The organism is Halobacteriovorax sp. (genome assembly GCF_041587335.1).
Lineage (GTDB): Bacteria > Bdellovibrionota > Bacteriovoracia > Bacteriovoracales > Bacteriovoracaceae > Halobacteriovorax.
In genome coordinates, this window is record NZ_JBFGYP010000036.1 from 1 (window position 1) to 25188 (window position 25188).

General features: G+C 35.4%; 22 protein-coding genes and 1 pseudogene. 15 read left to right on the plus strand and 8 right to left on the minus strand.

Translation table 11 applies throughout. The features are described 5' to 3' along the window. From ABX784_RS07475 to ABX784_RS07505, 7 genes and pseudogenes are all read left to right on the plus strand, one after another. Positions 1-652 (plus strand): annotated as a pseudogene (locus tag ABX784_RS07475) (NAD/FAD-binding protein); the annotation flags it as partial. Next, complete coding sequence (locus tag ABX784_RS07480; protein ID WP_372654351.1) at positions 649-1374, plus strand: DUF1365 domain-containing protein; 726 nt, start codon at positions 649-651, stop codon at positions 1372-1374. The pseudogene ABX784_RS07475 and the gene ABX784_RS07480, both read left to right, overlap by 4 nt. Further along, a complete protein-coding gene (locus tag ABX784_RS07485; protein ID WP_372654353.1) occupies positions 1358-2575 on the plus strand; it encodes a class I SAM-dependent methyltransferase in 1218 nt (405 codons plus the stop codon). Before ABX784_RS07480 ends, ABX784_RS07485 begins: the two co-directional genes overlap by 17 nt. Beyond that, positions 2572-3072 (plus strand): chalcone isomerase family protein, encoded by a 501-nt coding sequence (locus tag ABX784_RS07490; RefSeq protein WP_372654355.1) that lies wholly within the window; start codon positions 2572-2574, stop codon positions 3070-3072. Before ABX784_RS07485 ends, ABX784_RS07490 begins: the two co-directional genes overlap by 4 nt. Then, the gene (locus ABX784_RS07495; RefSeq protein ID WP_372654356.1) at positions 3065-3589 is read left to right on the plus strand and encodes a DUF3833 domain-containing protein; all 525 of its coding nucleotides are present in this window, start codon (positions 3065-3067) and stop codon (positions 3587-3589) included. Before ABX784_RS07490 ends, ABX784_RS07495 begins: the two co-directional genes overlap by 8 nt. A 1-nt stretch (position 3590) precedes the next feature. Continuing rightward, a complete protein-coding gene (locus tag ABX784_RS07500; protein WP_372654358.1) occupies positions 3591-4010 on the plus strand; it encodes a nuclear transport factor 2 family protein in 420 nt (139 codons plus the stop codon). A 13-nt stretch (positions 4011-4023) separates the two neighbouring features. Next, entirely contained in the window at positions 4024-5439 is a 1416-nt protein-coding gene (locus ABX784_RS07505; RefSeq protein ID WP_372654360.1) for an SDR family NAD(P)-dependent oxidoreductase, read from the plus strand. A gap of 14 nt (positions 5440-5453) precedes the next feature. Here the strand turns inward: ABX784_RS07505 and ABX784_RS07510 are convergent, their stop codons facing one another. Next, positions 5454-6698: an NAD(P)/FAD-dependent oxidoreductase gene (locus ABX784_RS07510; protein ID WP_372654361.1), complete on the minus strand. Its 1245-nt coding sequence runs from the start codon at positions 6696-6698 to the stop codon at positions 5454-5456. 104 nt (positions 6699-6802) lie between these two features. Here ABX784_RS07510 and ABX784_RS07515 point away from each other — a divergent pair, with 104 nt between their 5' ends. Both ABX784_RS07515 and ABX784_RS07520 read left to right on the plus strand, forming a co-directional pair. Further along, positions 6803-7444, plus strand: coding sequence for a LysE/ArgO family amino acid transporter (locus ABX784_RS07515; RefSeq protein ID WP_372654363.1), 642 nt, complete (start codon positions 6803-6805; stop codon positions 7442-7444). Between the two features lie 107 nt (positions 7445-7551). Further along, complete coding sequence (locus tag ABX784_RS07520) at positions 7552-7812, plus strand: hypothetical protein (RefSeq protein WP_372654365.1); 261 nt, start codon at positions 7552-7554, stop codon at positions 7810-7812. A 52-nt stretch (positions 7813-7864) separates the two neighbouring features. On the opposite strand, the gene ABX784_RS07525 is transcribed toward ABX784_RS07520, so the two are convergent. From ABX784_RS07525 to hppD, 7 genes are read right to left on the minus strand one after another with little or no spacing between them, the layout of a single operon-like run. Next, on the minus strand, positions 7865-9061 hold the full coding sequence (locus ABX784_RS07525; protein WP_372654367.1) for an acetyl-CoA C-acyltransferase: 1197 nt from the start codon (positions 9059-9061) through the stop codon (positions 7865-7867). An 8-nt stretch (positions 9062-9069) separates the two neighbouring features. Then, entirely contained in the window at positions 9070-9750 is a 681-nt protein-coding gene (locus tag ABX784_RS07530; protein ID WP_372654368.1) for a 3-hydroxyacyl-CoA dehydrogenase family protein, read from the minus strand. Then, positions 9737-10600, minus strand: a complete 864-nt coding sequence (locus tag ABX784_RS07535; RefSeq protein WP_372654370.1) for a 3-hydroxyacyl-CoA dehydrogenase family protein — start codon at positions 10598-10600, stop codon at positions 9737-9739. The genes ABX784_RS07530 and ABX784_RS07535 overlap by 14 nt, the downstream gene beginning before the upstream one ends. Positions 10601-10608: 8 nt before the next feature. Then, entirely contained in the window at positions 10609-11427 is an 819-nt protein-coding gene (locus ABX784_RS07540) for a Phenylacetic acid catabolic protein (protein ID WP_372654372.1), read from the minus strand. A gap of 9 nt (positions 11428-11436) precedes the next feature. Continuing rightward, complete coding sequence (locus ABX784_RS07545; protein WP_372654373.1) at positions 11437-12225, minus strand: enoyl-CoA hydratase/isomerase family protein; 789 nt, start codon at positions 12223-12225, stop codon at positions 11437-11439. Next, positions 12226-13005 (minus strand): enoyl-CoA hydratase-related protein, encoded by a 780-nt coding sequence (locus ABX784_RS07550; protein WP_372654375.1) that lies wholly within the window; start codon positions 13003-13005, stop codon positions 12226-12228. A 1-nt stretch (position 13006) separates the two neighbouring features. Continuing rightward, a complete protein-coding gene (hppD, locus tag ABX784_RS07555) occupies positions 13007-14098 on the minus strand; it encodes a 4-hydroxyphenylpyruvate dioxygenase (RefSeq protein WP_372654377.1) in 1092 nt (363 codons plus the stop codon). Between the two features lie 263 nt (positions 14099-14361). On the opposite strand from hppD, the gene ABX784_RS07560 reads away from it, so the two are divergent. From ABX784_RS07560 to ABX784_RS07585, 6 genes are all read left to right on the plus strand, one after another. Continuing rightward, positions 14362-17790, plus strand: coding sequence for a thiamine pyrophosphate-dependent enzyme (locus ABX784_RS07560; RefSeq protein WP_372654379.1), 3429 nt, complete (start codon positions 14362-14364; stop codon positions 17788-17790). 2 nt (positions 17791-17792) lie between these two features. Next, entirely contained in the window at positions 17793-19118 is a 1326-nt protein-coding gene (locus ABX784_RS07565) for an MBL fold metallo-hydrolase (RefSeq protein ID WP_372654381.1), read from the plus strand. 57 nt (positions 19119-19175) lie between these two features. Beyond that, the gene (locus ABX784_RS07570; RefSeq protein ID WP_372654384.1) at positions 19176-22127 is read left to right on the plus strand and encodes a hypothetical protein; all 2952 of its coding nucleotides are present in this window, start codon (positions 19176-19178) and stop codon (positions 22125-22127) included. A gap of 12 nt (positions 22128-22139) precedes the next feature. Then, positions 22140-23177, plus strand: a complete 1038-nt coding sequence (locus ABX784_RS07575; protein ID WP_372654386.1) for a hypothetical protein — start codon at positions 22140-22142, stop codon at positions 23175-23177. Between the two features lie 114 nt (positions 23178-23291). Beyond that, on the plus strand, positions 23292-24914 hold the full coding sequence (locus ABX784_RS07580; protein ID WP_372654388.1) for a carboxyl transferase domain-containing protein: 1623 nt from the start codon (positions 23292-23294) through the stop codon (positions 24912-24914). Between the two features lie 8 nt (positions 24915-24922). Further along, positions 24923-25188: enoyl-CoA hydratase-related protein (locus tag ABX784_RS07585; protein ID WP_372654392.1), on the plus strand; the 266-nt coding region annotated here is incomplete at its 3' end.

The following is a 25188-nucleotide window of genomic DNA, read 5'->3' on the forward strand; positions in this document are numbered from 1 at the left end:
ATGTCGAAGCTATGTTGAAAAGGCTTTGGTAGATATTGAAAAGAAGTATCTTAATGAACCTGTAAGCTCAGTAACTGAAAGTGGTGATAAGTTAATTGTCTTAACAAGTGAGCGTGAAGAAGAGTTTGATTACTGTATTCTCGCAACCCATCCTCCCCAAACACTCAATATATTAAAAAAATTAGATCATACAGCAAAGAGTCTACTTGAAGAGTTTAAGTACCAACCAAATGAGGCAGTACTTCACTTAGATAAGAATATACTTCCTGAGAAAAAAATAGCATGGGCAGCATGGAATTATCTCTCTTCTAAGAAAGAAGGAGAGGATGAGGCAGTTTCTGTAAGCTATCTTATAAATATGCTCCAGCCATTACCGGTTAAGGATCCGGTTATTGTTACTCTTAATCCAGTTGTATCGATAGAAGAAGAGAAGATCATTAAGAGAATAAAGTATGAACATCCACTTTTTTCTTCTAGTGCTATCAAGGCACAAAAAAGTATTGAAGATCTTCAGGGAGAAAAGGGGATTTTCTTTGCTGGTGCATGGCTTAGGTATGGTTTTCATGAAGATGGAATATTGAGTGCAAAAAAAGCGATTCAATCACTGCTTATTAAAGAGGATAAATCAGTTTCTCTTATGGAGATCTTATGAAGAAGCTCTTCATGGCAAAAATTTATCATAAGAGATTTATACCGAAGATTAATGAATTTGTTAATTCTGGGTTCTATATTAGGTTTGATATTAATAAGTTAAATGATCTTCATTCCTCAGTATTTAAAGTGAATAAGTTCTCTCTTTTTTCTTTCTATGAGAAAGATCATGGTAAAAGAGATGGTAGCTCTCTTAACAATTGGGCGAAGAGAGAACTAGAGAAGGCCAATATAGAAGGAGTTGATAGAATAGAGCTACAGACATTTCCACGAGTGTTGGGCTATGTCTTTAATCCTGTTAGCTTTTGGTTTTGCTATAGTAAAGATGAACTTGTAGCAATCATAAATGAAGTTAATAATACTTTTGGTCAAACTCACACCTATATTGTTAGAAGTAAAAATTCAAAACTTCCAAAAGAGTTTCATGTCTCTCCTTTTCTAGATGTTAAAGGGAATTATGAATTTGACTATAGAAATAATAATTCTGTGCACATCGATTACTATGATGATGGTCAGTTAAAATTAAAAACATCTATTTCTGGAAAAGAAATTGATTGGTCTACAAAAAACTTCCTTAAACTTTTTATAACAAAACCTCTTTATACTTTTTTAATTGTTGTCCATATTCATTTTCAAGCATTGAAACTGTTTATTAAAAAAATACAATTTTATAAATTACCAGAGAAACCTATCAAGGATATGACATATGAATGGAGAGACTAGCCAATTATTTGCCGTTAGTGGTGAGCTTACTTATTGGAGTAAACTATTTTTCAAAATTGTTTCAAAAATCGAGAAAGGAAAACTCACGATCATCACTCCTGAGAAGCAGACAGTATCCTATGAAGGAGATATTGAAGGTGAAGATGTAATTGTAACTATTAAGGATTGGAAGTTTACAGAAAACCTATTTCTTAAAGGTGATATTGGGCTTGGGGAGAGTTATATTGAAGGTCATTGGGAGAGTAGTAACATTAATGGACTTATAAAATTAGGTATTGATAATTATGACATCCTAAAGAGCGTCATTAAAGGCCAAATTTTCAAAGTTTTGATGTATAGATTTAAGCATTTATTTTTAAATAGAAATACGAAAGCTGGAAGTAAGAGGAATATTTACGCGCACTACGATATAGGAAATAGATTTTATAAGTTATGGCTAGATCCATCAATGACTTATTCTGCAGCTCTTTTTGATGGAGAAGATATCTCTCTTGAAGAAGCACAGAAGAATAAGTATCAGCATATTCTTGATGAACTCCCTCTTAAAGAAGGAGACCATATTTTAGAAGTAGGCTGTGGATGGGGTGGCTTTATGGAGTATGCGGCCAAGAGAAATTATAAAGTAACTGGGGTAACAATCTCCCAAGAGCAGTATGACTATGCTGTGGAAAGACTCGCTGAGTACGGTGATCTATGTGAAGTAAAGTTACAGGACTATAGAGATATCGATGGGCATTATGATCATATTGTCTCTATTGAAATGTTTGAGGCCCTAGGGCAGGCGTACTGGAAGGGCTACTTTAAAAAGCTTTACTCAATTTTGCGCCCAGGAGGACATGCAGTTATTCAAAGTATCACTATTAACAATAAAGATTTCAAAAGCTATTCAAGAGGAAGTGATTTTATTCAGCAGTTTATTTTTCCTGGAGGAATGCTCCCTTCTCCTAAGGAAGTAGAAAAACAGTCCAGAAAGAGTGGGCTAAGACTTCTCGTTGAATACGAATTTGGAGCTGATTATGCAAAGACACTAGATCAGTGGGAGATCAACTTCTCTAGGGCCTTAGATAAAGTTAGGGAGTATGGACTTGATGATAAGTTCATACGAACTTGGAGGTTCTATCTTAAATACTGTCAAGGTGGATTTGAGGCCCGAAAGATTAGTGTATCTCAATTTAATTTTGTGAAAAGAGGAAAAGTATGAAATTTGGAGTACTACTTATTTTATTAATTTTTATTTCTTCTTTTAGCTCATACTCTAAACAGTCCCTTAAGCTACAAGGTCGAGGTATCTACACATTTTTTCTTTTAGACGTTTATGAAGCAACGCTATGGACAAGTGGGACCAAGAATATTTATGAGGGAGAACTTAATTTACAATTAAAGTATAAAATGAATTTTGAAGGAAAAGATATTGTGAAGCAAACTAAGAAAGAATTTGAAAGTGCTGGTGTAACATCTGAAAATTCAGAGAAGTGGTCAGTTGAGTTAGATTCTATTTTTCCAGATATTAAAAAAGGGGACAGTATACTGGCCAGTTATAAACCCTTTTCTGGAATAAAATTTTATTTAAATGAAAAGAAGTTTCTAGGAGAGGTTAAAGATATGGAGCTTTCCAAGTCATTTTTAGATATTTGGCTAGGTCCAAAATCCTCTGATCCAGAGTTGAGAGATCGTTTACTAGGAGTAGGTAATGAATAAAGTGGTATTATTAGTTTTATTCCTTTTTCAAGTATCTTGTGCCGATCATAGTGTGATGAATTATAAAGATGAGGAACCTAAGCTCAATCTTAGGAGTTTCTTCAATGGGAATATCTATGCATTAGGTATAGTTCAAGATAGGTCAGGTGTAATTATTCAAAGATTTAAGGTCGATATGGTTGCTAATTGGAAGGGGAATGTTGCAACCTTAGATGAGAAATTTCTTTATTCAGACGGAACAAAAGGTGAGAGAATTTGGACTCTTACAGAGAAAGAAGGGCGTATGTATGAAGGTACTGCTGGTGATGTGGATGGAAAGGCAAGAGGTCAAGTTTCCGGAAATACATTCTTCTTTGAATATGTTTTAAATGTACCTGTTGGTGAGTCTGTTTATAGAGTAAAGTTAGAAGACTGGATGTTTCTTCTAGATGATAATACTCTTATGGCAAGGTCTTACATGAGTAAATGGGGCTTTGACGTAGGTGAAGTCACTATTGTTATGATGAAAAGGAAATAATATGAGTAATACTACTAAGATTGTAAATTTCTACGAGAAGTTAAAACCTGCAGATGTATCTAGGTTGGGGGAGATTTATGAGGAAGATGCTTTCTTTAAAGATCCATTCAATGAGCTAAAGTCTCTTTCTAATATTGAGAAAATATTTGAAGAGATGTTTAATGAGTTAGAAAATCCTTACTTTGTATTTATTGATAAGATTTCTCATAATCATCAAGTCTTTTTAACATGGGATTTTGTATTTACTAAGAATAGAAGAAATTTTAAAATACATGGTAGTAGTCACTTAAAGTTATCTGAGTCTGGAAAAATAATGTATCACCGAGATTACTGGGATGTAGGAGAAGAGCTTCTTCTAAAATTACCGGTTATTAAGTCTATCTATGGAGCTTTGAGAAATAAGTTAGCCGTAGATAGTTAAATAGGAGTAGGGGATGTTAATTTTAAAATCCTTAGTTCTGCAAACTCTCTGGTTCTTAATTGTATTCTATGGTAAAGAATTAGAAGCACTATTGGCAATTTTCTTAGCAGTACTTTTTTTAGTTTTTGATTATATGATCTTTAAACCAAAAATGAGTATGAAAAGATTTTGTTCCTTGGCCATATTCTTTACTTTTTATGGATTTATTAACGATTTATTTCTAACGAAGTTTGATATCATTGTTTCTGATTCCTATAGCTTTAACTACTTACTTCTTTGGGTTGTATTTCTAGGTTATTACGAACTTGTATTTGATAAACTGAGGTCTCTCCCTCTTTGGATTACATCTATTGTTGGTGGAACAGGAGGCTCCTTAGCTTATATAAGTGCTTCAAAGCTTGATGCATTCATTATTTCTGATAATCAAGAATACAATCTTATTGCTTTTGTCTTTTTATCTTGGACAATATTCTTTCCACTTACATTAAGGATTTATAATATGAAATCTTTTAAAAATTATATTCTAGATAAGTTAGTAATAACTTCATTTGATTTAACAGGATTTAAAAGGCATCAAAAAGAATTTGTAGATTATCCAGATTTAACAAAAGTAAAATCTAAGGTGGAGTTTTTAGATAAGACGGCCCTTGTTACTGGTGGAACATCGGGGATTGGTGAATGTGTTTTAACGACTCTTAGCTCAATTGGAGTTACTGTCGACTTTATAGGTAGAAATGAAATAAAGGCCAAGTCCATAAAGGGAATACGTTCTAAAGGAAAGTTTATAAAATTAGATATGGGTGCCTGGGAAGAAATTAAGGCGTTTACATCTGCCGCTACTCACTATGACTACGTTGTTCTAAATGCTGGGGCCATGCCAAAAGATAAGGTCTTAAATAAAAGTGATGTTGAACTCCAGTGTGCTTCTCAGCTCATAGGACATTTCATTCTTTTGAATAGACTCAGAAAAAATAAACAAATATCTCCATCTACAAAGATTGTTTGGGTGAGCTCTGGTGGTATGTATTTGAAGAAGCTAGATCTAGAAAACCTTATTGATCCCGCTGAGTATGACAAAGTAGATACTTATGCCAATGTGAAAAGGGCTCAGGTCACTTTAGTTGAAGAACTCGCTAAGTCTAAAGAATGGAAAGAATATAATAATTATTCTATGCACCCTGGTTGGGTTGGTACACCAGGATTAAAAGAGGCCTTACCAAAATTCTATAATTTACTTGAAAAGCGGCTAAGGGGAGTTTCTGAAGGTGCAGATACCATTGTATGGCTCTTAATTACTAATCAGAAGCTAGTTAATGGTGGTTTCTACTTTGATCGTAGAAGGGTTAGACCATATTTCTTTAAGAGTTATGACCCATCAAGTTCTCAACGAGATTTATTAATGAGTACTTTAAGAGAGCATTTAAAGTAAGTCACTAGTGTAACTTACTTTTTGTTTTTAATAAGTCTAGCACCTCTTTGCTCCGTAATATAACTATAGACCCAATCAAAAAATATAAATACTTTATTTCTAAATAAAACAAGAAATAATAAATGAACAAGACCCCATGCAACCCAAGCGACAAACCCTGTGATTCGAATCTTTCCAAATTCCAGTATTGCTTTACTTTTACCAATTGTTGCCATTGCTCCTTTGTCTACATATTTAAACGAATCTCTTTTTCCTTTCGGTAGTTTCTTTATTATGAGATTTGCGACGTACTTTCCTTGTTGGGCAGCTACAGGTGCAAGACCAGGAAGAAATCCTTCTCCTCTTTTGAATGCACAGGCATCTCCAATAACATAAATATTTGAATAGCCTTCAATACTGCAGTCTTTCTCTACAAGAACTCGTCCCATTTTATCTGTAGCTGAGTCCAGTTTTAATAAGATTGGGTTCGCTTTATTTCCCGCGGCCCAAACTATATTTTTCGTTGGTATAAATTCTTCTCCTACTGTAACTCCTTCAGAAGTGATATTTTTTACAAATGACTTAAGTTTTACTTTTACGCCTAGTGACTCTAAGTCTTTCTTTGATTTTTCAGAAAGAGAGGGGTGGAAGCTACTTAGAATTCGATCTCCACCTTCAATTAAATATATCTTAGATGCTTCAGGGTCAATATTGCTAAAGTTTTTCGCTAGAGTTTTTGTTGCAATTTCTGCAATGGCCCCAGCCATTTCAACTCCGGTAGGTCCTGCTCCAATTACTACAAAAGTAGTTAGAGAAGCTATTTTTTCAATATCAGACTCAAGTTCACTTTTTTCAAAACTATTTAGAACATTTTCTCTAATTCTAAGGGCATCATCTAAACTTTTTAAACCAGGTGCAAACTCTTCCCATTGGTCATTTCCAAAATAAGAATGTCTAGCTCCAGTTGCCAGTATCAAGTTTTTAAATTTAATGATTCGATTTGATTTAAGAGAGATTGTTGATCCCTCTTTTGATATATCTTCTACTTCGTCCATTACGATTGTTATTGAAGGATAATTCTTTAGTACTTCTCTGATTGGGGTTGCTATGTCTGCAGGAGACAAGCCTGCACTTGCAACTTGATAGAGGAGAGGCTGGAATAAGTGATGATTTGTTTTATCAATTAATAAAACATTTTGATTTTTCTTTCCAAGTTTTATGGCAGCATTAAGTCCGCCAAAGCCACCGCCTACAATTACAGTGTCATATGCTTTTTTCATAAATACTTCCTAAGTTAAACGTATTGTATAATTATTAGTGATTAAAGGTAATAAAATTGGTATTTTGTTCAAATTTAATGTTTGTTTTTTGAGAGTAAATTAATATGAATGAATACATACAAGGCTTTTTATTGCAAATGAGTTTAATTCTAGCACTTGGAGCTCAAAATATCTTTGTTCTTGAAATGGGGCTTAGGCATAAATATCAATATATGGTAGCTGCAATATGTTCAGTATGTGATATTTTTCTCGTTCTAATAGGAGCTCTTGGAGTTTCAAACTTAATTTCCTCGGTCGTTGAGTTAAAGATTGTTGTAGGAACTACTGGAGTCCTTTTTCTTGTCTATTATGGACTTCTTAAAATAAAGGAGTTTCTCTTCTTTTCTAAAGTTAAAAAGAAGAAGATCAGTAACACTCTTTCAAGAAAGAAAGTCGCACTAATGGCGCTAAGCTTTACTCTTTTAAATCCACATGTATACATCGATACATTCTTTCTTATAGGTGGTTATGCAGGGAAATTTGATAGTCAGCACAAGAAAATACTATTTGGGTTAGGAGCAGGAAGTTTCTCATGTCTTTGGTTCTTCTTCTTAGCGGGCTTTGCATCTAAGTTTTCTATCTTTTTAACTAAAGAGCGAGTCGCTAAATGGGTATCACTTTTTACTGGACTCACCCTAGCTTATTTAGCATATAAATTAGGACTGGATTCTTATCACGAAATCCTTATTTATTTAAGTATGTCATGAACACACTTTTTCCTGAGATTTCAGATTGTTATGATCTATTTTAAAGTTTGTTAATTTATTTATCTTGTTATCCGATAAGACTTAATAATGATTTTAAGGAGTTTAAAGTGAAGTTTGTTTTATTATTTATTTCGATGACAGCTGTTTCGTTTTCTACATTCTCAAAAGAGATTGATACCAAGGAAAAAGTTGTAAACAGAAAAATTGCTAGTAAAATGAATATTGCTGAAGGAAATCTCGCTAATCATTCTCGATCAAGTTATGAAGTGAAGAGATTTGATGTTGACGATCATACATGTGTTGTATCATTTGTTGTTCAAAAGTCTACTGGTGGAGCAGGAACTTCCACATTTTGTTTTCGAAAATAACTTATTATTCTAGAAGTTAAGGATGACCAGACTAGTGTCTGGTCATTTAATCTTATACTTTCTTAACTGAGAGTGCGATACCTTGACCAACACCAATACACATTGTTGCAAGTCCTTCTTTTAGATCGTCTCTATCTTTCATAATATGAATTAAAGTTGTTAGAATTCTTGCTCCAGATCCACCAAGTGGGTGACCAAGTGAGATAGCTCCACCGTTTAGGTTTACTTTGCTTTCATCAATTTCTAACTCTCTAATACATGCCAGAGACTGAGCAGCAAAGGCTTCGTTCAATTCAATAACATCAAAGTCAGATACTTTCTTATTGAAGTCCTTACATAGCTTCTTAGTCGCTTCAATAGGTCCTAGGCCCATAACACTTGGGTGAACACCTCTTACTGCAGCACCAGTTACCTCTACTAGAGGAGTAAGGTTATGCTTTTTTAGAAAGTCTTCTGATACAATAACGAGTGCACTTGCACCATCATTCATCTGACTAGCATTACCAGCAGTTACAGTTCCACCTTCTCTAAATACAGTTCTAAGCTTTCCTAATACTTCCATATTAGTGTCTGGTCTAGGACCTTCGTCTCTTGTCACCATATGAGAGCTTTTTCTGAGCTTAACTTCTATAGGTAGGACTTCATCGTTAAATTTACCTTCTTCCCAGGCCGCATGTGCCTTAAGGTGAGACTTTAGTGCAAATTCATCTTGGTCTTTTCTTGATATTTTATATTGCTCGGCAACTTCTTCAGCTGTTTCACCCATTCCAAGCAAAGGGAATAACTCTTTCATTTTAGGGTTTGGAAATCGCCAACCAAAAGTAGTGTCGTAGAGTTTTGAGTCTCTTCCAAATGGAGTAGAGCCTTTAGACATAACAAAAGGTGCTCTTGTCATACTTTCTGCACCGCCAACTACAAAACACTCACCAAAGCCTGCGCTTATTCTTCCTACTGCATCCATTACAGCATCAAGTGAAGAACCGCAAAGTCGGTTTATTGTTGTTGCTGGAACTTCAAATGGGAATTCTGCTAGTGTTGTGGCCATTCTCGCGAGGTTTCTATTGTCTTCACCTGCTTGGTTAGCACAACCTGCGATAACATCATCAATCTCAGTTAAATCAAAGTTTGCCCAAGATTTAATATCTTTGAAAACGTGAGCAAGCATATCATCAACTCTAACATGAGAAAGTGCTCCACCAAGTTTTCCAATTGGTGTTCTCTTTGCGTATACAATATATGATTTTTTCATAGTATTCCTTAAATTAAATTTGCTTCTAGACGTAGCTTTTGACTAGGTCTATAGCGTGGGTCACCAGTTACTTTATAAAGCTCTTCAAGAAGACATAGAATATTTCTATGACCAATCTTCTTGGCCCACTCAAAAGGTCCAAGTGGATAATTTACTCCAAACTTCATTGCAGTATCTATATCTTTTGGTTTGGCCATCCTATCTTCAAGAGCAAAGTAGGCTTCATTTATAATCATTGAGATGACTCTTGGGTAAGTAAAACCTATGCCTGGACAATCTACTCTAAGGCCTTCAACGCCTAACATTTTGAAGAAGTCTTCTAGCCCGTCATTTGTTGTCTTATCTATTGCATAATACTCATAGCAATTTGTTGGAGAAGGGAAGTTAAAGGATACAGCTCCTCTAAGTCCCGATACTTTTTCAATGAAAAGCTCTCCCCAATAAGTTGTAAGATCACTTACAATTGGGAAATCAAATTGTATATTTAAATGCTTTAGTAACTCTAATTTCTTATCTGGTGAAATTACTGTAAAATCTAGAACTAGATCACATTCTCTGTAGTGAGACCACTTCTCTTCAAAAGGTGCATGTGACTCTAAGTCATAGAATTCAACATCTAAATTCTTAAGAGTAGAGTACAGTGGGTGGTTCTTTGTCGCTAGGACGAGGAATTTTCTATTCATAGTCATAGAATCCTCCCTTTGTCTTTTTTCCTAAGCGACCACTATCGACCATCTTCTTTTGTAATTGGTGTGGGGCAAACCTTGGCTCATTATAAAAACTATTCCACACAGATTCTGTAACAGAGTAGTTGATATCAATTCCAATTAAGTCCATTAATTCAAATGGTCCCATTCTAAAACCGCCACACTTCTTCAGTACATTATCAACTTCTCTCATCTTTTCGACATCGTAGTGGTTTACTACGCGAAGTGATTCTCCGTAAAAGTTTCTAGCAACTCTATTTACAATGAATCCTGGGGAGTCATTACAGATGGCAACTTCTTTTTTGTGCTCAGTAAACCATGTCGAGAACTCAGAAATAAGCTCTTCTTTTGTCCAATGTCCTTTGATCACTTCAACAAGCTTCATAATAGGAGCAGGGTTAAAGAAGTGGAGTCCTAGAAATCTCTCTCTTCTTTCTAGAGGTAGAGACTTAGCAAGGCTTGAAATTGGTATTGAACTTGTGTTTGAAGCAAAGATTGTTTCTGGATTACAGATCTTATCTAATTTTTCAAATACAGAGTTTTTAATTTCTAGATTTTCAATGATTGCTTCTATTACTAGATTTGTTTCTGGTTTGATATTTTCCCAGTTACTAGCTTCAAGTGACTCTTTGAAGGTATTTACTTCTGCTTCAGTAAATTTACCTTTGGCCTGAAGTTTATCCCAAGATGCTTTTATAGAATCAATGGCCGTCTTTACGACAGCATCATTACTATCTAGTAGTTGTACTTTTACAGATTGTTGAGCGAACCATTGAGCGATTCCTCGCCCCATGGTTCCTGCACCAACGATTAGTACTGAATTAAGTGTCATAAAATTCCTTAATCTCTTTTAGGCTGATCTTCTTCTTTATACTCAGGTATAACAAGACCAACTTCATCACAAAGAACTTGAATTTCTTTAACAAATGCATCTCTTACTTCACCATTTGTTCTAGCTTTTAGACCAAGGTTTACGTAAAGATCATTTGCTGCACCTCTAGTTGAACCAAATACGTTCATTACTCTTGGCCACCATAGGTTTAGTCTTTCCTGTAAGAACTTCTTATCATCTTGCTCTTTTGCAAGAATCTTTACCCACTTATCACCGTGAGTTAAGTGCATTACTTCTTCTTTATAGATTCCTTCAATTCCTTTTTTCCACGGTAGGTAACTTGATTGAAGTGTATCTTCAAGTTGGTGACCTGCTGCTCTGTCCATTAAGAAATTAAATAGAATAAAATCTGTCCAGTAGTTAATGTTGTAATAGAAGATATTTACTCTGTAGTCATCTTTAATACGCTTAAAACCAATGTTGATCTCATCTTCTTCAAGCTTATATTCTAGTTGAGTTTTTTCAACGTGTGACATTGTATCGTGACCTAGGTCTTCTAGAATCTTGTATATAACTGAAGCATGTCTCATTTCATCTTTTACGATTTGGGCAACAATAACTTTCTCTCTAAGAGTAGGAGCCTTCTCAATCCAAGGCATGTATCCCATTGCACCTGAATACTCTGAGTCACCTTGCATCCAAAGTAGATTCGTTAAGTGTTTTCTGTAAAACTCTGGAAGCTCTTGATCTTTATCAAATGTTCTTCCATTTTTAATTTCTTCAAAAAGAGCTTTTTGCTCAGGAGTGTATTCTCTTGCTGTTGTCATAATCTCTTCCTATTTTCCTTTGAAATTTGGTGCTCTCTTCTCAAAAAATGCAGTAAGACCTTCTTTGTAGTCTTCTGAATTTCCAAGAAATCTTTGAGCATATATTTCGTTATTAATACTTTCTTTAAATGTACTTTCTGCCGCTAATTGAATGTTCTTCTTGATTAGCTCAACACAATTTGGTGCCATAGCGTTTATTTTTGAACTAATCTCATTTGCTTTCTCTAATAGTTCTTCAGAAACAAGGTTGATAAGTCCGGCCTCTACTAAATCTTCAGATGAAAGAGGCTCATTAAATAAAAAGAAATCCAATGTTCTTTTTTGACCTAATGCTCTTGTAAATGTGAAAGAGCTACCTGCATCAGGAGCTAGTCCTAATTTAGAGAAACCTGAAATAAATCTGATTCCTGGAGTAGCTACAATGTAGTCACAGGCTAGGGCAACTGATAGTCCTGCTCCAGCACTGACTCCATTAATTGCTCCAATTACTATCTTTTTAGATTCTCTTATAGTTTGAACAAGAGGGTTCCACTCTGTTTCAAGAGTATTACCAAGATCTACAGGCTTTTCTCCGGCCTGTACACTTCGGTCATTTAAGTCTTGTCCAGTACAGAAGGCCTTACCTTTTGCTGTTAGAATAATAGATCTAACATCTTTATCTTTATTAGCAGTTCTAATGGCCTTAACTATTTCATATTTAGCATCAGCGTTTAATGCATTATAAACTTCTTCACGGTTTATTGTTATAGTCGCTGTTTGATTTTCAACGTTGTAAATAATGTATGAGTAGTCGCTCATTTAGTTTCCTTTATACTCAGGTGATCTCTTCTCTAGAAATGCTTTCATTCCTTCTTTTTGATCTTCTGAAGCAAATGTTAGATAGAAATTTCTTCTTTCATACTCAATCCCATCACTTAGTGACATCTCTTGAGATTTATTGATTGAGTCTTTAATTAACTTTGTTGCTACAGGTGATTTGTCAGCGATCTTTTTAGCAACTTCAAATGTTTCTTGAAGAAGGGCCATTGATGGGACAACTTTAGCTATTAGATTACAAGCTAGAGCTTCTCTCGCTGTAAGCATTTCACCAGTTAGAGCAAGCATCATTGCTCTGTTTTTTCCAACAGCTCTTGTTAGTCTTTGTGTTCCACCAGCTCCAGGAGTTGTTCCAATATTTATCTCTGGTTGCCCAAATTTAGCATTGTCACCTGCAATTACAAAGTCACAGGCCATAGAAAGCTCGTGACCTCCGCCAAGAGCGAAACCATTTACGGCAGCAATTATTGGTTTAGTTATAAGTGAGAACTCTTTTAAAAGCCTAAGTCTTTTATCGTTTAGTTGATCCATTGCTGTTAATTCAGACATTTTAAGAATATCAGCTCCAGCAGAAAAGGCCCTATCATCACCTGTAATGATAATGCACCTTACTTCTGGTAAGTCTTCAAGTCTTCTAAGCTCATTAACAATTTCCTGTAGCAGGTCAGTTGTTAGAGCATTTAGCGCTTTTGGCCTATTGAGCTTTAAAAGTGCAACTCTTAGATCATTATTAAATGGGTGTGTCGTAATTAAATCGCTCATATTATTCCAGGTATCCTCTTGCAACTTGATCTCTTTCGATTGCATCAAATAGGGCCTGGAAATTTCCTTCTCCAAATCCATCGTTATTTTTTCTTTGGATAAATTCAAAGAAGAGAGGCCCTACGTAAGTTTGAGTGAAGTTCTGTATAAGATAACCATCAGAATCACCGTCAACTAGAAGCTTTGCGTCCTCTAGATCTTTAAGGTCTTCTTCTACGTTTATTCCACGAGATGGAATCATCTCATAGTATGAGCTAGGTATATCTAAGAAAGAAATATCTCTTTTAATTAGCTCTGGAACTGTGCTTAGGATTTTTCCACAAGTAAGAGCGATATGTTGAACTCCAGATCCTTTATGTAGGTCAAGGAATTCTTGAATTTGTGACTTTCCATTATCAACTTCAGGCTCATTGATAGGAATAATGACAGAACTATTCTCAAGCTGAACAACTTTTGAGTTTAAGCCTGTCTTAGCTCCTTTAATATCAAAGTATCTTGTTTGAACCATTCCGTAGATATCTTGATAGAATTTAACCCACTTCTCCATCTCTCCCTTAGGGACATTATTTGTAAGGTGGTCAATTCTAGCAACCCTGTTTGTAAGAGGTTGCGCCTTAGGGTCACTTTCTAATTTTTTATATCCCGGACGAAAGTGTGAATTTGGTCTTTGTACAAATTCATTTATCACATCACCAAAACCTTTGATTGATGCAGTTATAAATGTTCCTTCTTCTGTTTCAACAGTTTTAGCGTCAGATATCATTTCTGCGCCTCTTTCAACTGCAGTTTTAATTGCATGCTTACAGTCTTCTACTAGAAAAGAAATTGTTGAAACTCCCTCCCCATGATTTTTGAAGTATGTTGTTGTATGTGAAGTAGGGTTGTTATCTGAAACTAGTAAGAATCTAACTTGACCTTGAGAATATAGCTCAGAGTACTTTTCTTGATTTTCGTAAGTTTTAGAAAAACCGAATTTATAGAATAGATCTTTTGTAGGAGTCTCTAAAGTACCACATGTAAATTCAAGGTGATCGATAGCGATAATCCCAAGAGGGTTCTTATCATTGATTTTTGATTGAGTATTATTAGACACTAGGCGCCCCTTATTTATAAGTTATTTTTATGGGCTATTTTGGTATAGAAATAATGGAGTTTCAAGGTGCGTTGAGGTGAAATGACGCACTTTTCTTTCTAATTGTGAAAAGTCTTTCTAAAGAAGGCTATTTTAATGTTTTTTACGCTATTTCAGCGTCTTACGATCTCTCTATGACACGACCTGATATACACAAGAAGTGACAAATAGCCTTCTTCTTTCTTATACTGTGCTCAAAAAAACAACTGATTTAGGAAATAAATATGTCTATAGAAATATTAAACGGCAATGAACTCATTGTTCAGGGTGGCCTTGAAGCTGGATTTAATCTCTATACTGGTTACCCAGGATCACCGCTAGCTGACTACTTCAATATTCTCTATAAAAGAAAGGATGAATTTCATAACAGAGGCATACGAGTTTCTATTGCTAACTCTGAGGCCAATGCTGCCGCTATGGCGTCTGGTTGTAAACAAGCAGGTAAAGATTGTTTAGTTGCAATGAAGTCCATGGGATTGCACGTTGCTTCAGATGCTCTCTCTGTTGGTAACTTTGCTAATCCAGGTGAGGTTAAGATAGACCCTGAAACTGGAGAAGAGATTTATCCTGGTGTTGTAATCGTTGTAGGCGATGACCCATGGTCGATGTCAACATCAACACCTGCTGACTCAAGGTATCTTTATAAGCATTTACATATTCCATTTTTAGAACCTTCTACGCCTCAAGAGTTGAAAGACTGGATGAAGATTGCTCTCGAAATTTCAAAAAGAACTTCTGTTTATCAAGGACTTCTCCTTACTACCTATATGGCAGAAGGTGGGGGACGTGTTGAAGTTGGTGAAGCAAAAGAAATTAATGGTGACATTGTTACTTTAGACCCAGCTACTTTTGACTTGTCTAAAAACGTAATGGTTCCACCTAACTCGTTGAAAGCAGATGTTTCGATGATTAATGATAGGTTCCCTAAGGTAGAAAAAGTTTTAGCTGAATTATCTCTCGATCAAGTATTTGGAAAAGAGGATGCTAAGGTTGGGTTTATCTCAACTGGTGTTGTTTTTGAAACTCTTAAGCAAGTCTTAGAAGAGGGAGCACTACTAGATCACTTTAGTCTTTATAAAGTTGCTTGTTCATATCCTCTAATTACTAAACAACTACTACCGTACCTAAAGGGATTAGATACTCTTATTATAGTAGAAGAAAAAAGAGGATTCCTAGAGAACGAGCTAAAATCATTCTGTGTTGAACATGATGTAAATATTAAAATCCATGGTAAGAAGTTTAATGATTCGGAAGGATTTCCTGCTCACGGTGGATTAAGTTTTGAAATTGTAAGAGATAAAACAAAAGAGTTATTTAACTTACTTGATATTAATATGTGTAAAGATTTAAAGCATGAGAGTATTTCTCTTGGCCTAGATCTTCCAAGAAGACTTCCTACTTTTTGTCCAGGATGTCCACATAGAGAAACCTTATCACTTCTTAAAGATTTAAGAGAAGTTCTTAAAGATCAAGAGGGTTTAAACTTACTTTCACATGGTGATGTAGGTTGTTACTCACTCTCTTTTTTACCTCCATTCAAAGAGATGCATAACTTATCTGCAATGGGACAGGGGGGAGCTTTAGGAGCAGGTGTTGATATTTTCTCTGATAATCCTTCAGTTGTTCTTATGGGAGATTCAACATTCTTCCACTCTGGGCTAACTGATATTTCTAACTCACTTCAAATTGGTCACAATATAACTTATATCCTATTAGATAATGACAATACGGCCATGACTGGTCACCAAATGAGTCCTGCTTCTGGAATTACTGTTGAGGGTGTTAAGCGACCAAGACAGAATATGCTCTCTGTTGTTAAAGGCCTAGGCGTAACTGAAGCGATTGATATTAATCCAAGTGATAGATATTTCTATAAGAACCTGTTGATTGATTATGTTCATAAACCTGGAGTTAAGGTTATTGTCTCTAATAAAGAGTGTGGACTGACGTATCATGGAAGAATGAAGGCAAAAGAGCGAAAGGCGACAGGTACAGGAGCGACTGTAGAGAAAAAGTCATTCTATCAAATAAATACTTCTGTATGTGAAGACTGTAGGGCCTGTGTAGAAAATACTGGTTGTCCTGGTTTAACTCAAATTCATGATGCCTATGGATCAAAAGTTTCAATAGATCCTCAAATATGTGTAGCTGATAGTTACTGTACAAAAATTAAAGCATGTCCTAGTTTTGAGCTTGTTGAAGTTGCTGATTATCATCCAACTAAATATAAGAGTACAAAAGAAATATCTTTTGATGACTCTTCAATTGAACTTCCAAAAGTTAGTAAGAGCTTTGAAGATATCTCTTCAGGTAAAGATTGGAGAATGGTTGTTACTGGTGTTGGTGGATCAGGTGTTACGACAATTTCAAGAGTCCTTTCTCATGCTGCAAAATCTATGAATGGAAGAGATGATCTAGACTTTAAATTTATGGATCAAAAAGGACTCGCTCAAAGAAATGGTAATGTGACTGGACATTTATCAATATATAGAAAGGGACTCTCTAGAGGTGCTGTTACACCTCTGCATAGTGCCGACCTTCTTGTCTCTCCTGATCTTTTAGATGCGAGTGGACAATTACATTTCTTAGGTGATGAATCTCTTGCAATTATTGATAAGAAGTTTCAAATTCCTCTTTCAATACTACTTGATAATGGTGAGATCGCTCCAACTCTAACTGAAGCAGAGCTAAGAAAGAGTTTACAAGATAATCTTGGCGAAAGAGTGTATCTCGCTTCAATGAAAGAGCTATGTGATGATATTCTAGGAAAGAGTGTTTATGCTTCAGCAATGATTTTAGGTATTGCCTTTCAAAGTGGACGACTTCCATTCACTCTTGAAAATATGAAAGAAGCATTTTCTAGTGCTATTAAAAAAGGTGAAGTTGAAACCAATTGGTTGGCCTTCAACCTTGGTCGAAAAGTATTTGTTAATGGTGATAAGTCAGTTAAAGATCAGTATTTTCAAAAGAAAACATCTAAGTTTAACCATTTTGCTTTGTTAGAACAGAGTATTAGACAATCATTTTTACCATGGCAAAACAAAGATACATTTGTTGATCTATTTAATAGTACATTCAAAAGACTCGATAAAATGTTCCCTGAGATAAAAAGTAATTACCTCGCTACTTATCTACATGACATGTACATCTTCAATAGAGGTACAGATGTTCAAGAATTTCTGCAGAATGCACTTTTAATTAAGGAGAGTGTTGACTTAGAAAACCAAGAGCTTGCTCTTAGAACTCTTGCAAGAACTTATTGGGTAAAAGATGAAGTATACGTTGCTCACTTAATGGTTAGTCCAATGCAACGTGAGGAAGATGAAAAAGCGTACTCAACTCTTGGTAAGAGTTATAAGAAAGTATTTATCAATAGACCTGGTTTTGATATTTTTGGAAAGAAGATTGAGTTTGATATTAGCCCTAAGCCTTGGATGCTAAAGTCTATGAGGCATCTTCGTATCTTGAGAATGTTAATGCCTGCTTGGCATAGAACTGAAAGAGCGATTAACACTGAAGTTCGTGAAAAACTTATGAAAGAAGTTTCTTCAACAACACCTAGTTATTCTGCAATGAAGAAACTTGAAAACATAAAAGGTTATAGAGAAGTTCGTTACAAAAAATCTAATGAAAAAATGAATACGAGTTACTAGATATGCGTGAGTCAATAAGTGCTATTTTTACAAGTGGTGAGAAGGTCTTTTCAATAAGAAGGCAGAACTATCTTAAAGCATTTCCTGGCTACACAGCATTTCCTGGTGGAAAGGTTGATAAAGAAGATCACACGAGTGAGATTGAGGTTCCTAGCGTCTTTGGAGAGCTGCCAAATTATTTATATAGTGCTCTCTCTCGTGAGATGAAAGAAGAGCTTAACTTTGATCTATGTGGAAGCACAGATAGTATTATATCTATTAAAGATGTTGGTATTGCTATAACTCCTGAGTTCAATCCATATAGGTTTAAAACTCACTTTCTTAGAATAGAGCTTAAGTCTCCGATTGACTTTGAAGTTGATTCCGGAGAGGCCATGTCTTCTTCATGGGAAAATGCAGATGATATCTTGGACTCTTATAGAAGAGGGGAGATTTTAGCAGTTCCTCCAACAGTTAAATTATTCGAGAATTTGGCAAAGGATATTAACTTTTCTGAAGTCTTAGATTTATCTTTAGATTATGATCCTGAAACAGAAGTTCCAATGATTGAAAGTATCTATGGAGTAAAGCAGTTTCTTCCTTTATCGCATACGTTTCCACCGGCCAACAGAACAAATTGTTTTCTCATTGGTGATGATCACTGTGTTCTCATTGATCCATCTCCAAGAGATGAAGAGGAATTATCAAAGTTACTAAACTACCTTAGTAAATATAAAGTTGATGAAGTGTTTTTAACTCATCATCACCCTGATCACCACGAACATGCAGTAGAGATTGCTACTAAGTACAATGTATCAATTGGACTAAGTAAAGATACTCATCAAAGAATCTTAAAGAGACATGGAGCCGATTACTTTAAAAGTATAGATCTTAAATACTATAAAGAAGGTGATACTCTCACTACTTCACTAGGAAGTAGTGTTAATATATACGAAGTTCCAGGTCATGATGAGGGGCAGTTGGCACTAGCTCCAGATAATTTAAATTGGTTCCTAGTTGGCGACTTAATTCAAACTGTAGGTACTGTTGTTATTGGAGCTCCAGAAGGGGATATGAAAAAGTATTACCAATCATTAGAGAGAGTCATTCAACTATCTCCAAAGTTTATAATTCCATCTCATGGAATTTCTATTGGCGGAGTCTATAAGTTAGAGGCAACCTTAAAGCATAGAAAGATGAGAGAAGAAAAGATCATTGAGCTTCTATCTTTAGGTCATGCTGAAGATGAGTTGTTAGATATAATCTACTCAGAGCTTAACCCAAGCCTAAGGACTTACGCTATTAAAACTATTAAGGCGCATCTTACTAAAATTAAATCAGAATCTTAGTAAAAACAGTTATTTAAAACGATCAAGTTTATTCCGATAATAACCGATAATATTAGTATGAAACTACTGATATATTTAGCACTTTTAATATTTTCGACTCAATCAATGGCCTATGAGCTTCCTAGCTTTAAGGATAAGAAGCTTAATATTCATCATATAAGGATGATCAGAAATGCATATGTTGAGTTCTCTAAAGATATTGAAAAAAATAATAAGTATGAAGAATCTAGTTTTGTTAAACTTCAAAAGCTATTTCTCTCTGTCGCTTACGCTGATGATAGTAAGTGTTTCTTTGGTGGTTGGCCTAGCCAGATGAATGGAGAGGTTTGTAAATCTCCCATGACTCACGGGAATACAACATGGGCCTCAAATGTTCAGTGTAAGATGAATAAGAATGCAGCACCTAAGAGTTGTAGTAAGATTATAGATTTTACTTATAACTCTTGTGGTGATTCCGGAAAATTTAGATGTAACCCAATCCTTTTTGGAGCTGATACTAAAGGAAAAGGAAAGTGTATAAACACAAATGGAACTTATAAGAAGCTAACACAGAAATGTGTTGATCAAACTAAAGGTTCTAAAGAGTTAAGAGATAGCGAGCAATTCTTAAAAGATAATCCTGCACTCTTAGATGAGTATCGTAAAAATGTTCAACAATTTTGTGTAGAGACTTATAGACCTGGTGAAGATTATGACCATAACTATACATGTGATGCTCTAAGAGAAAGACTTGCTGGAATTGTTGAAGATGTAGAAGAAGATGAAGTAGAGTTGGTAGAGGCCCAAAAAATTACTGCTGCCAAAGTTAATAAAGCACTTGGGATTTTAGATAGATGCCAAAAGGATTATAAGTCATCAAAGGATGGAGTATTTTCAGAGTTCTTCGCAAGTCGAAGAGACTCTCTTGATCAGATGGTTGCTTATGGTAAATGTTCAACCGATGAAGTCGATACAAGTGTTAGCTCTGAAGAACTAGAAAGTCTTGTTTCTGGTTTTGATAATGTATCTAACGAAATTTTTCCTAAAGAAATTTTAAGTGACTCTGTGAATGATGGGGTAGAGCTAACTCTTAAGAATCTATTATTTACTATGGATCAATTTGATGAACCAATAAATATAAATGCTGTCCTTTCACGCTTTCCTAGGCTTAAAGCATCTCCTTATAAAGAAAACATAGAGAAATCTTTGAATGATTTTAAGAGGGCAAAAGATAAGGGCTCATTAAGTAAAACCAAAATTAACAAAGATCAAATGGTTAGAAATCTTAATGATTTTTCAAATAAGATTAACTCTCTTTGCCAAAATATTAATACAGAATACACAAGACGTACTAAATCAAAAGATAAGAACTCTCGCATTGAAGAGGGACTCTTTACTAATACAGAATCTGAACAAGCTTACTACGATGAAACTCAAGTCAAAATGACAGAAGTATATAAGGATTTTCTTGAATCAGATCAAATGAATATATCTCGTATTATGGCCACTGATCATTTTAGAAGTGATATCTTTCCTTTTAGTGGTGAAATCTCTGAGAGATGTGCAGAAGGGAAAATTGATAATATTGCTTTTACTCCTGTTGGGATAGACGATATTAATGAAGCAATGGATGACTACAAAGATTTAATGCTTGATGAACTTGATGACTATAATGATCTTGTAAAAGTGAGAAATGAAGGTGATGTCCAAGATAGTATTCATGACTTAATAAAGTATAGACCTTACCTTTTAGGAAATTTTTTAAAGAAATCAAATTCAAACCCTGATTTACAAAATGTATATGCTACATATCTATGTAAAGAATCTCTTGATGTTTACTCAAGTGATGAACTATGGAGAATTGGTGAAGTTACAGCAGGAGGTGCTGGTCTTGTCGTTTCTGGTGCACTAGTAGCAACAGGAATAGGGTCTCCGATTGGAGTAGGGTTAGCGGCAGCTTCTAGTTCTCTTATTGTTGCTGAAGGAGCGATGGCCGTTAGTAATTATATGGATGCAAGCCAAACAAGCGATGCTTCAAGTAGTAGTTTTGCTACAGAGTCTATTAGCGTAGATCAGCATACTAAAAATACTGATCAGGCCGATGATAAGAAAACAGACGCATTAATTGCCGGTGGTGCTGCTTTAGTTCAACCTCTAGCATTTCTAACTAGGTCTGCAACAGCTGCCGGGAAAGGAATTGCTATAGTGAGTGAGTCTTCAGATAATGCAAGTATTGCTTCAGATATTCTAGAGGTACCACTACGCATCGCTGATAAGTCTTCTGAAATTCCAAGCTCAACGCGCTTTCTTCCTAAACCAAATGTTACTGTGAAAGAAAGTTCAAAATCTGTGAGTGTATATACTCCAAAAACAACTGGAACTTCTATAGTTAAGAAGTCTCCTTCTGCGAGAAGAAAGAGTGCGAGAGGATCTAGGTCTACAAGCTCTAGTCCTAAAAAATATACTAAAGATAACACTAATACTGGTTCATATCACCGTACTAAAGCAAGAGCGAAAGCAAAAGAAAGAGCAAAGGCGAAAGCTGACGCTAAAGCTAAGGCCGATGCAGATGTAAAAGCTAAAGCGGAAGCTGAGGCAAAAGTAAAAGCAGAGGCAAAGGCAAAAGCTGATGCAGAAGCAAAAGCAAAAGCAGATGCGCAAGCTAAGGCGAAGGCAAACTCTAGAACTCAGAATAATAAGCAAAGTGCAAATACAGCTGCGAATAATGAAGTATTTAAAACAAAGAGTGAAGTTTCAAAATATATTTTAGAAAATCACTCAATTGTTAAAAAACTACCTACAGATGCAGCCAAGGGGTACACATACAGTAGTATTGCAGGAGTGCGAAATATACTTAAGAATATCACAGGGAAAGACTACAAAGATGTGCCTGCTAAAGAGATAAGAAAAGAAATTAAGAGGCTTTCTACAGTCTTTCACCCAGATAAGGTTCAGGGGAAAGATGAATTCTTTAAGAGTACAATTAAAGATGAGATGAGTATTCTAAATGCATTAAAAGCAGCATTATAGACAGTAGGTATTATGCTAATAAAGTTGGTCACATTATTTATTTGTTTCAGTGTAAGCTTTAGTGCAAGTGCTAGAGGTAAATTTATTGTATACACAGAGGCCTTTGATGTTTTTGAAATAGTCGATGGTATCTCCCAGTGGAAAATTGGAACTCCTATAGAGTACCGAGAGTATTATGAAAATACATTTGGTTTATCAAATGCTGATAAAGAAATGTTGAAAAAATATAAAGCAATAAGAGAAAAATATCATAGAGAGTATCCAAAGGCCGAAAATTCAATCTTTTCAGAGAGTGAATTATCTTCTGATATAATTGCTAGAACTTTTGCTAGCTCAATGACAATTGATCAAGCACTAAAGACTTTAAAAAAGAAAAAAAGGATGGAAGTTGAAGATATAAAAGAACTAGTTCTCGTTTACAAGCACTTTAAAAAGAATATATCTACCATTGTTAAAGAAAGCTCTCTTTTAGAGTCTGAAGCGAAAAGGCTATCTAAACTTATCAAAAAATCTAGACTCACAAGAAATATCAAAAAATTGGATAAGTTTTTTAATCTCCCTACGAGTAAGATTAAAGGTGGTAGAGTTAAGCTTGTTTGGTGGCCTAGAACTGATAAGCCTTCAATAGCTGTTCAAGGAGGTAGAGTTATCTTTAGGGTTAACCCGATTAAGCAAGCTGGAATGATCGATGAAGAATTACTAATGCAATCTCTAGTAAGGTCTTTAATTATTAGTCAGGGAAAAACAGTTAAAGAAAATCTTTCAAAAGTTTTTATAGAGGGCTGCCCTAGTATTAAAGATAAAAAAATGGCAGTAGACCTCTGGTTTGAAGAACCTCTTGTTGAGGCAATCTCTAAATATTACCTTCCATATGAAAGCTTGAAGAAGAAGTTCAACCCATATTCTGTTAAATCTGAAACTCCTTGGATAAATACATTTTCTAAGTTTCTCTTTGGATTGACACAGTATTCCGTAAAAAGAAGATCTCAATTTGATATGGAATTTGTCTCTACAGGAGCTAAATTCTGTCAAAACCTTTTAAATTTATAGAAATTCTACTAAATCCATGAGTACGCATGGAGTCATTGACTCTGATCGCCTTGAAGAACAGCCTATATCTTACTAATATGATAAGACTTTTTTATCATAAATTAGGATTCAAAAATGGATGTATTAAGCTCCCAAATTGACACTAACAGTGTCGACTTCAAAGAGAATAAAGAATTTCACTTAAAGCTTAGAGACGAGTTCTTAGAACAAATCGATAAGGTCAAAAAAGGTGGAGGCGAAAAATATGTTACTCGCCACCACGATAGAGAGAAACTTCTCCCAAGAGAAAGAATAGATAGAATCTTAGATGAAGGTTCTCCATTTATTGAACTCTCAAGCCTTGCCGCAAATGGTATGTACGAAACAGATGTTCCAAGTGCTGGTGTTGTCTGTGGGATTGGTCGTGTGCATGGTGTTGAGTGTATGTTCGTTGCTAATGATGCAACAGTTAAAGGCGGGACTTACTTTCCTATGACTGTTAAGAAACACCTAAGAGCTCAAGAGATTGCTCTAGAGAATAGACTGCCTTGTATTTACTTAGTTGATTCAGGTGGAGCTTTTCTACCTATGCAGGATGAAGTTTTTCCTGACAGAGATCACTTTGGTAGAATCTTTTACAATCAGGCCCAGATGTCTTCTAAAGGTATCCCTCAGATTGCTGTTGTTCTAGGTTCTTGTACTGCTGGTGGAGCCTATGTTCCAGCTATGGCAGATGAGTCAGTTATCGTTAAAGGTAATGGGACAATCTTTCTTGGTGGTCCACCTCTTGTAAAAGCTGCAACAGGCGAAGAAGTTACTGCTGAGGATTTAGGAGGTGCTTATGTACATACTCATGAATCAGGTGTGGCCGATCACTATGCTGAAAATGAAGAAGAAGCGCTTATTATCACTAGAAATATTGTAGAGAATTTAAACTACACTTCACTTGGTGCACTTGCTGGTCAAAAAGAAGTAAAGTCTTTTAGTGAGCCTAAGGAAAGTATAGAAGAAATATATGGAATACTTCCTCACGATACTAAGAAGCCGTTCGATATAAGAGAGATTATTTCTAGAATAGTAGATGGTTCTGAGTTTCATGAATTTAAAGAAAAGTATGGAACAACACTTGTTACAGGGTTCGCTAAAATTCATGGTCATCAAGTAGGGATCGTTGCAAATAACGGAATTCTATTCAGCGAGAGTGCACAAAAAGGTGCTCACTTCATTGAGCTCTGTGGACAAAGAAAAATCCCTCTCGTGTTTTTACAAAATATTACAGGTTTCATGGTTGGTAAACAATATGAGAGTGAAGGTATCGCAAAGCATGGTGCTAAGATGGTTACGGCCGTCTCTACTGTAGAAGTTCCAAAGTTCACAGTTATTATTGGTGGCTCTTTTGGAGCTGGTAACTATGGAATGTGTGGTAGAGCGTATCAGCCAAGGTTCTTATGGATGTGGCCTAACGCGAGAATTTCAGTAATGGGTGGAGAACAGGCCGCAGGTGTACTTTCTACTGTTAGACAAGATGGTCTAAGGGCCCGCGGAAAAACCGAAATGACTAAAGATGAGGTTGCGGAATTTGAAAAACCTATCTTAGATAAATATGAAAAAGAAGGAAGTGCATACTACTCAACTGCAAGACTTTGGGATGATGGAATTATAGATCCTGCCCATACGAGAGATATTTTAGGTCTTGCTATTAGTTCTTCTTTAAATAGTCCAATCGCTGACACTAAGTTTGGCGTATTTAGAATGTAGGGAAGTTTATGAGTGAATTATACTTATATGAATGTGATGAGCAAGGAGTAGCAACAGTTACTCTAAATCGTCCAGAAATTCATAATGCTTTTAATGACGATTTAATTACAGCTCTAACAAAGAAGTTTAGCGAAATTAGTAGCGATGAGACTGTTAAAGTTGTTGTTCTTACTGGGGCAGGAAAATCATTTTGTGCAGGTGCAGACCTAAACTGGATGAAATCCATGATCGATTATTCTAAAGAAGAGAATATAAAAGATAGTCAGGCATTATC

Excerpts from the sequence above, each read along its gene's own strand:
- ABX784_RS07480 (WP_372654351.1), top strand. The coding sequence starts at position 649 with ATGAAGAAGCTCTTCATGGCAAAAATTTATCATAAGAGATTTATACCG.
- ABX784_RS07485 (WP_372654353.1), top strand. The coding sequence starts at position 1,358 with ATGAATGGAGAGACTAGCCAATTATTTGCCGTTAGTGGTGAGCTTACT.
- ABX784_RS07490 (WP_372654355.1), top strand. The coding sequence starts at position 2,572 with ATGAAATTTGGAGTACTACTTATTTTATTAATTTTTATTTCTTCTTTT.
- ABX784_RS07495 (WP_372654356.1), top strand. The coding sequence starts at position 3,065 with ATGAATAAAGTGGTATTATTAGTTTTATTCCTTTTTCAAGTATCTTGT.
- ABX784_RS07500 (WP_372654358.1), top strand. The coding sequence starts at position 3,591 with ATGAGTAATACTACTAAGATTGTAAATTTCTACGAGAAGTTAAAACCT.
- ABX784_RS07505 (WP_372654360.1), top strand. The coding sequence starts at position 4,024 with ATGTTAATTTTAAAATCCTTAGTTCTGCAAACTCTCTGGTTCTTAATT.
- ABX784_RS07510 (WP_372654361.1), bottom strand. The coding sequence starts at position 6,698 with ATGAAAAAAGCATATGACACTGTAATTGTAGGCGGTGGCTTTGGCGGA.
- ABX784_RS07515 (WP_372654363.1), top strand. The coding sequence starts at position 6,803 with ATGAATGAATACATACAAGGCTTTTTATTGCAAATGAGTTTAATTCTA.
- ABX784_RS07525 (WP_372654367.1), bottom strand. The coding sequence starts at position 9,061 with ATGAAAAAATCATATATTGTATACGCAAAGAGAACACCAATTGGAAAA.
- ABX784_RS07530 (WP_372654368.1), bottom strand. The coding sequence starts at position 9,750 with ATGACTATGAATAGAAAATTCCTCGTCCTAGCGACAAAGAACCACCCA.
- ABX784_RS07535 (WP_372654370.1), bottom strand. The coding sequence starts at position 10,600 with ATGACACTTAATTCAGTACTAATCGTTGGTGCAGGAACCATGGGGCGA.
- ABX784_RS07540 (WP_372654372.1), bottom strand. The coding sequence starts at position 11,427 with ATGACAACAGCAAGAGAATACACTCCTGAGCAAAAAGCTCTTTTTGAA.
- ABX784_RS07545 (WP_372654373.1), bottom strand. The coding sequence starts at position 12,225 with ATGAGCGACTACTCATACATTATTTACAACGTTGAAAATCAAACAGCG.
- ABX784_RS07550 (WP_372654375.1), bottom strand. The coding sequence starts at position 13,005 with ATGAGCGATTTAATTACGACACACCCATTTAATAATGATCTAAGAGTT.
- ABX784_RS07560 (WP_372654379.1), top strand. The coding sequence starts at position 14,362 with ATGTCTATAGAAATATTAAACGGCAATGAACTCATTGTTCAGGGTGGC.
- ABX784_RS07565 (WP_372654381.1), top strand. The coding sequence starts at position 17,793 with ATGCGTGAGTCAATAAGTGCTATTTTTACAAGTGGTGAGAAGGTCTTT.
- ABX784_RS07570 (WP_372654384.1), top strand. The coding sequence starts at position 19,176 with ATGAAACTACTGATATATTTAGCACTTTTAATATTTTCGACTCAATCA.
- ABX784_RS07575 (WP_372654386.1), top strand. The coding sequence starts at position 22,140 with ATGCTAATAAAGTTGGTCACATTATTTATTTGTTTCAGTGTAAGCTTT.
- ABX784_RS07580 (WP_372654388.1), top strand. The coding sequence starts at position 23,292 with ATGGATGTATTAAGCTCCCAAATTGACACTAACAGTGTCGACTTCAAA.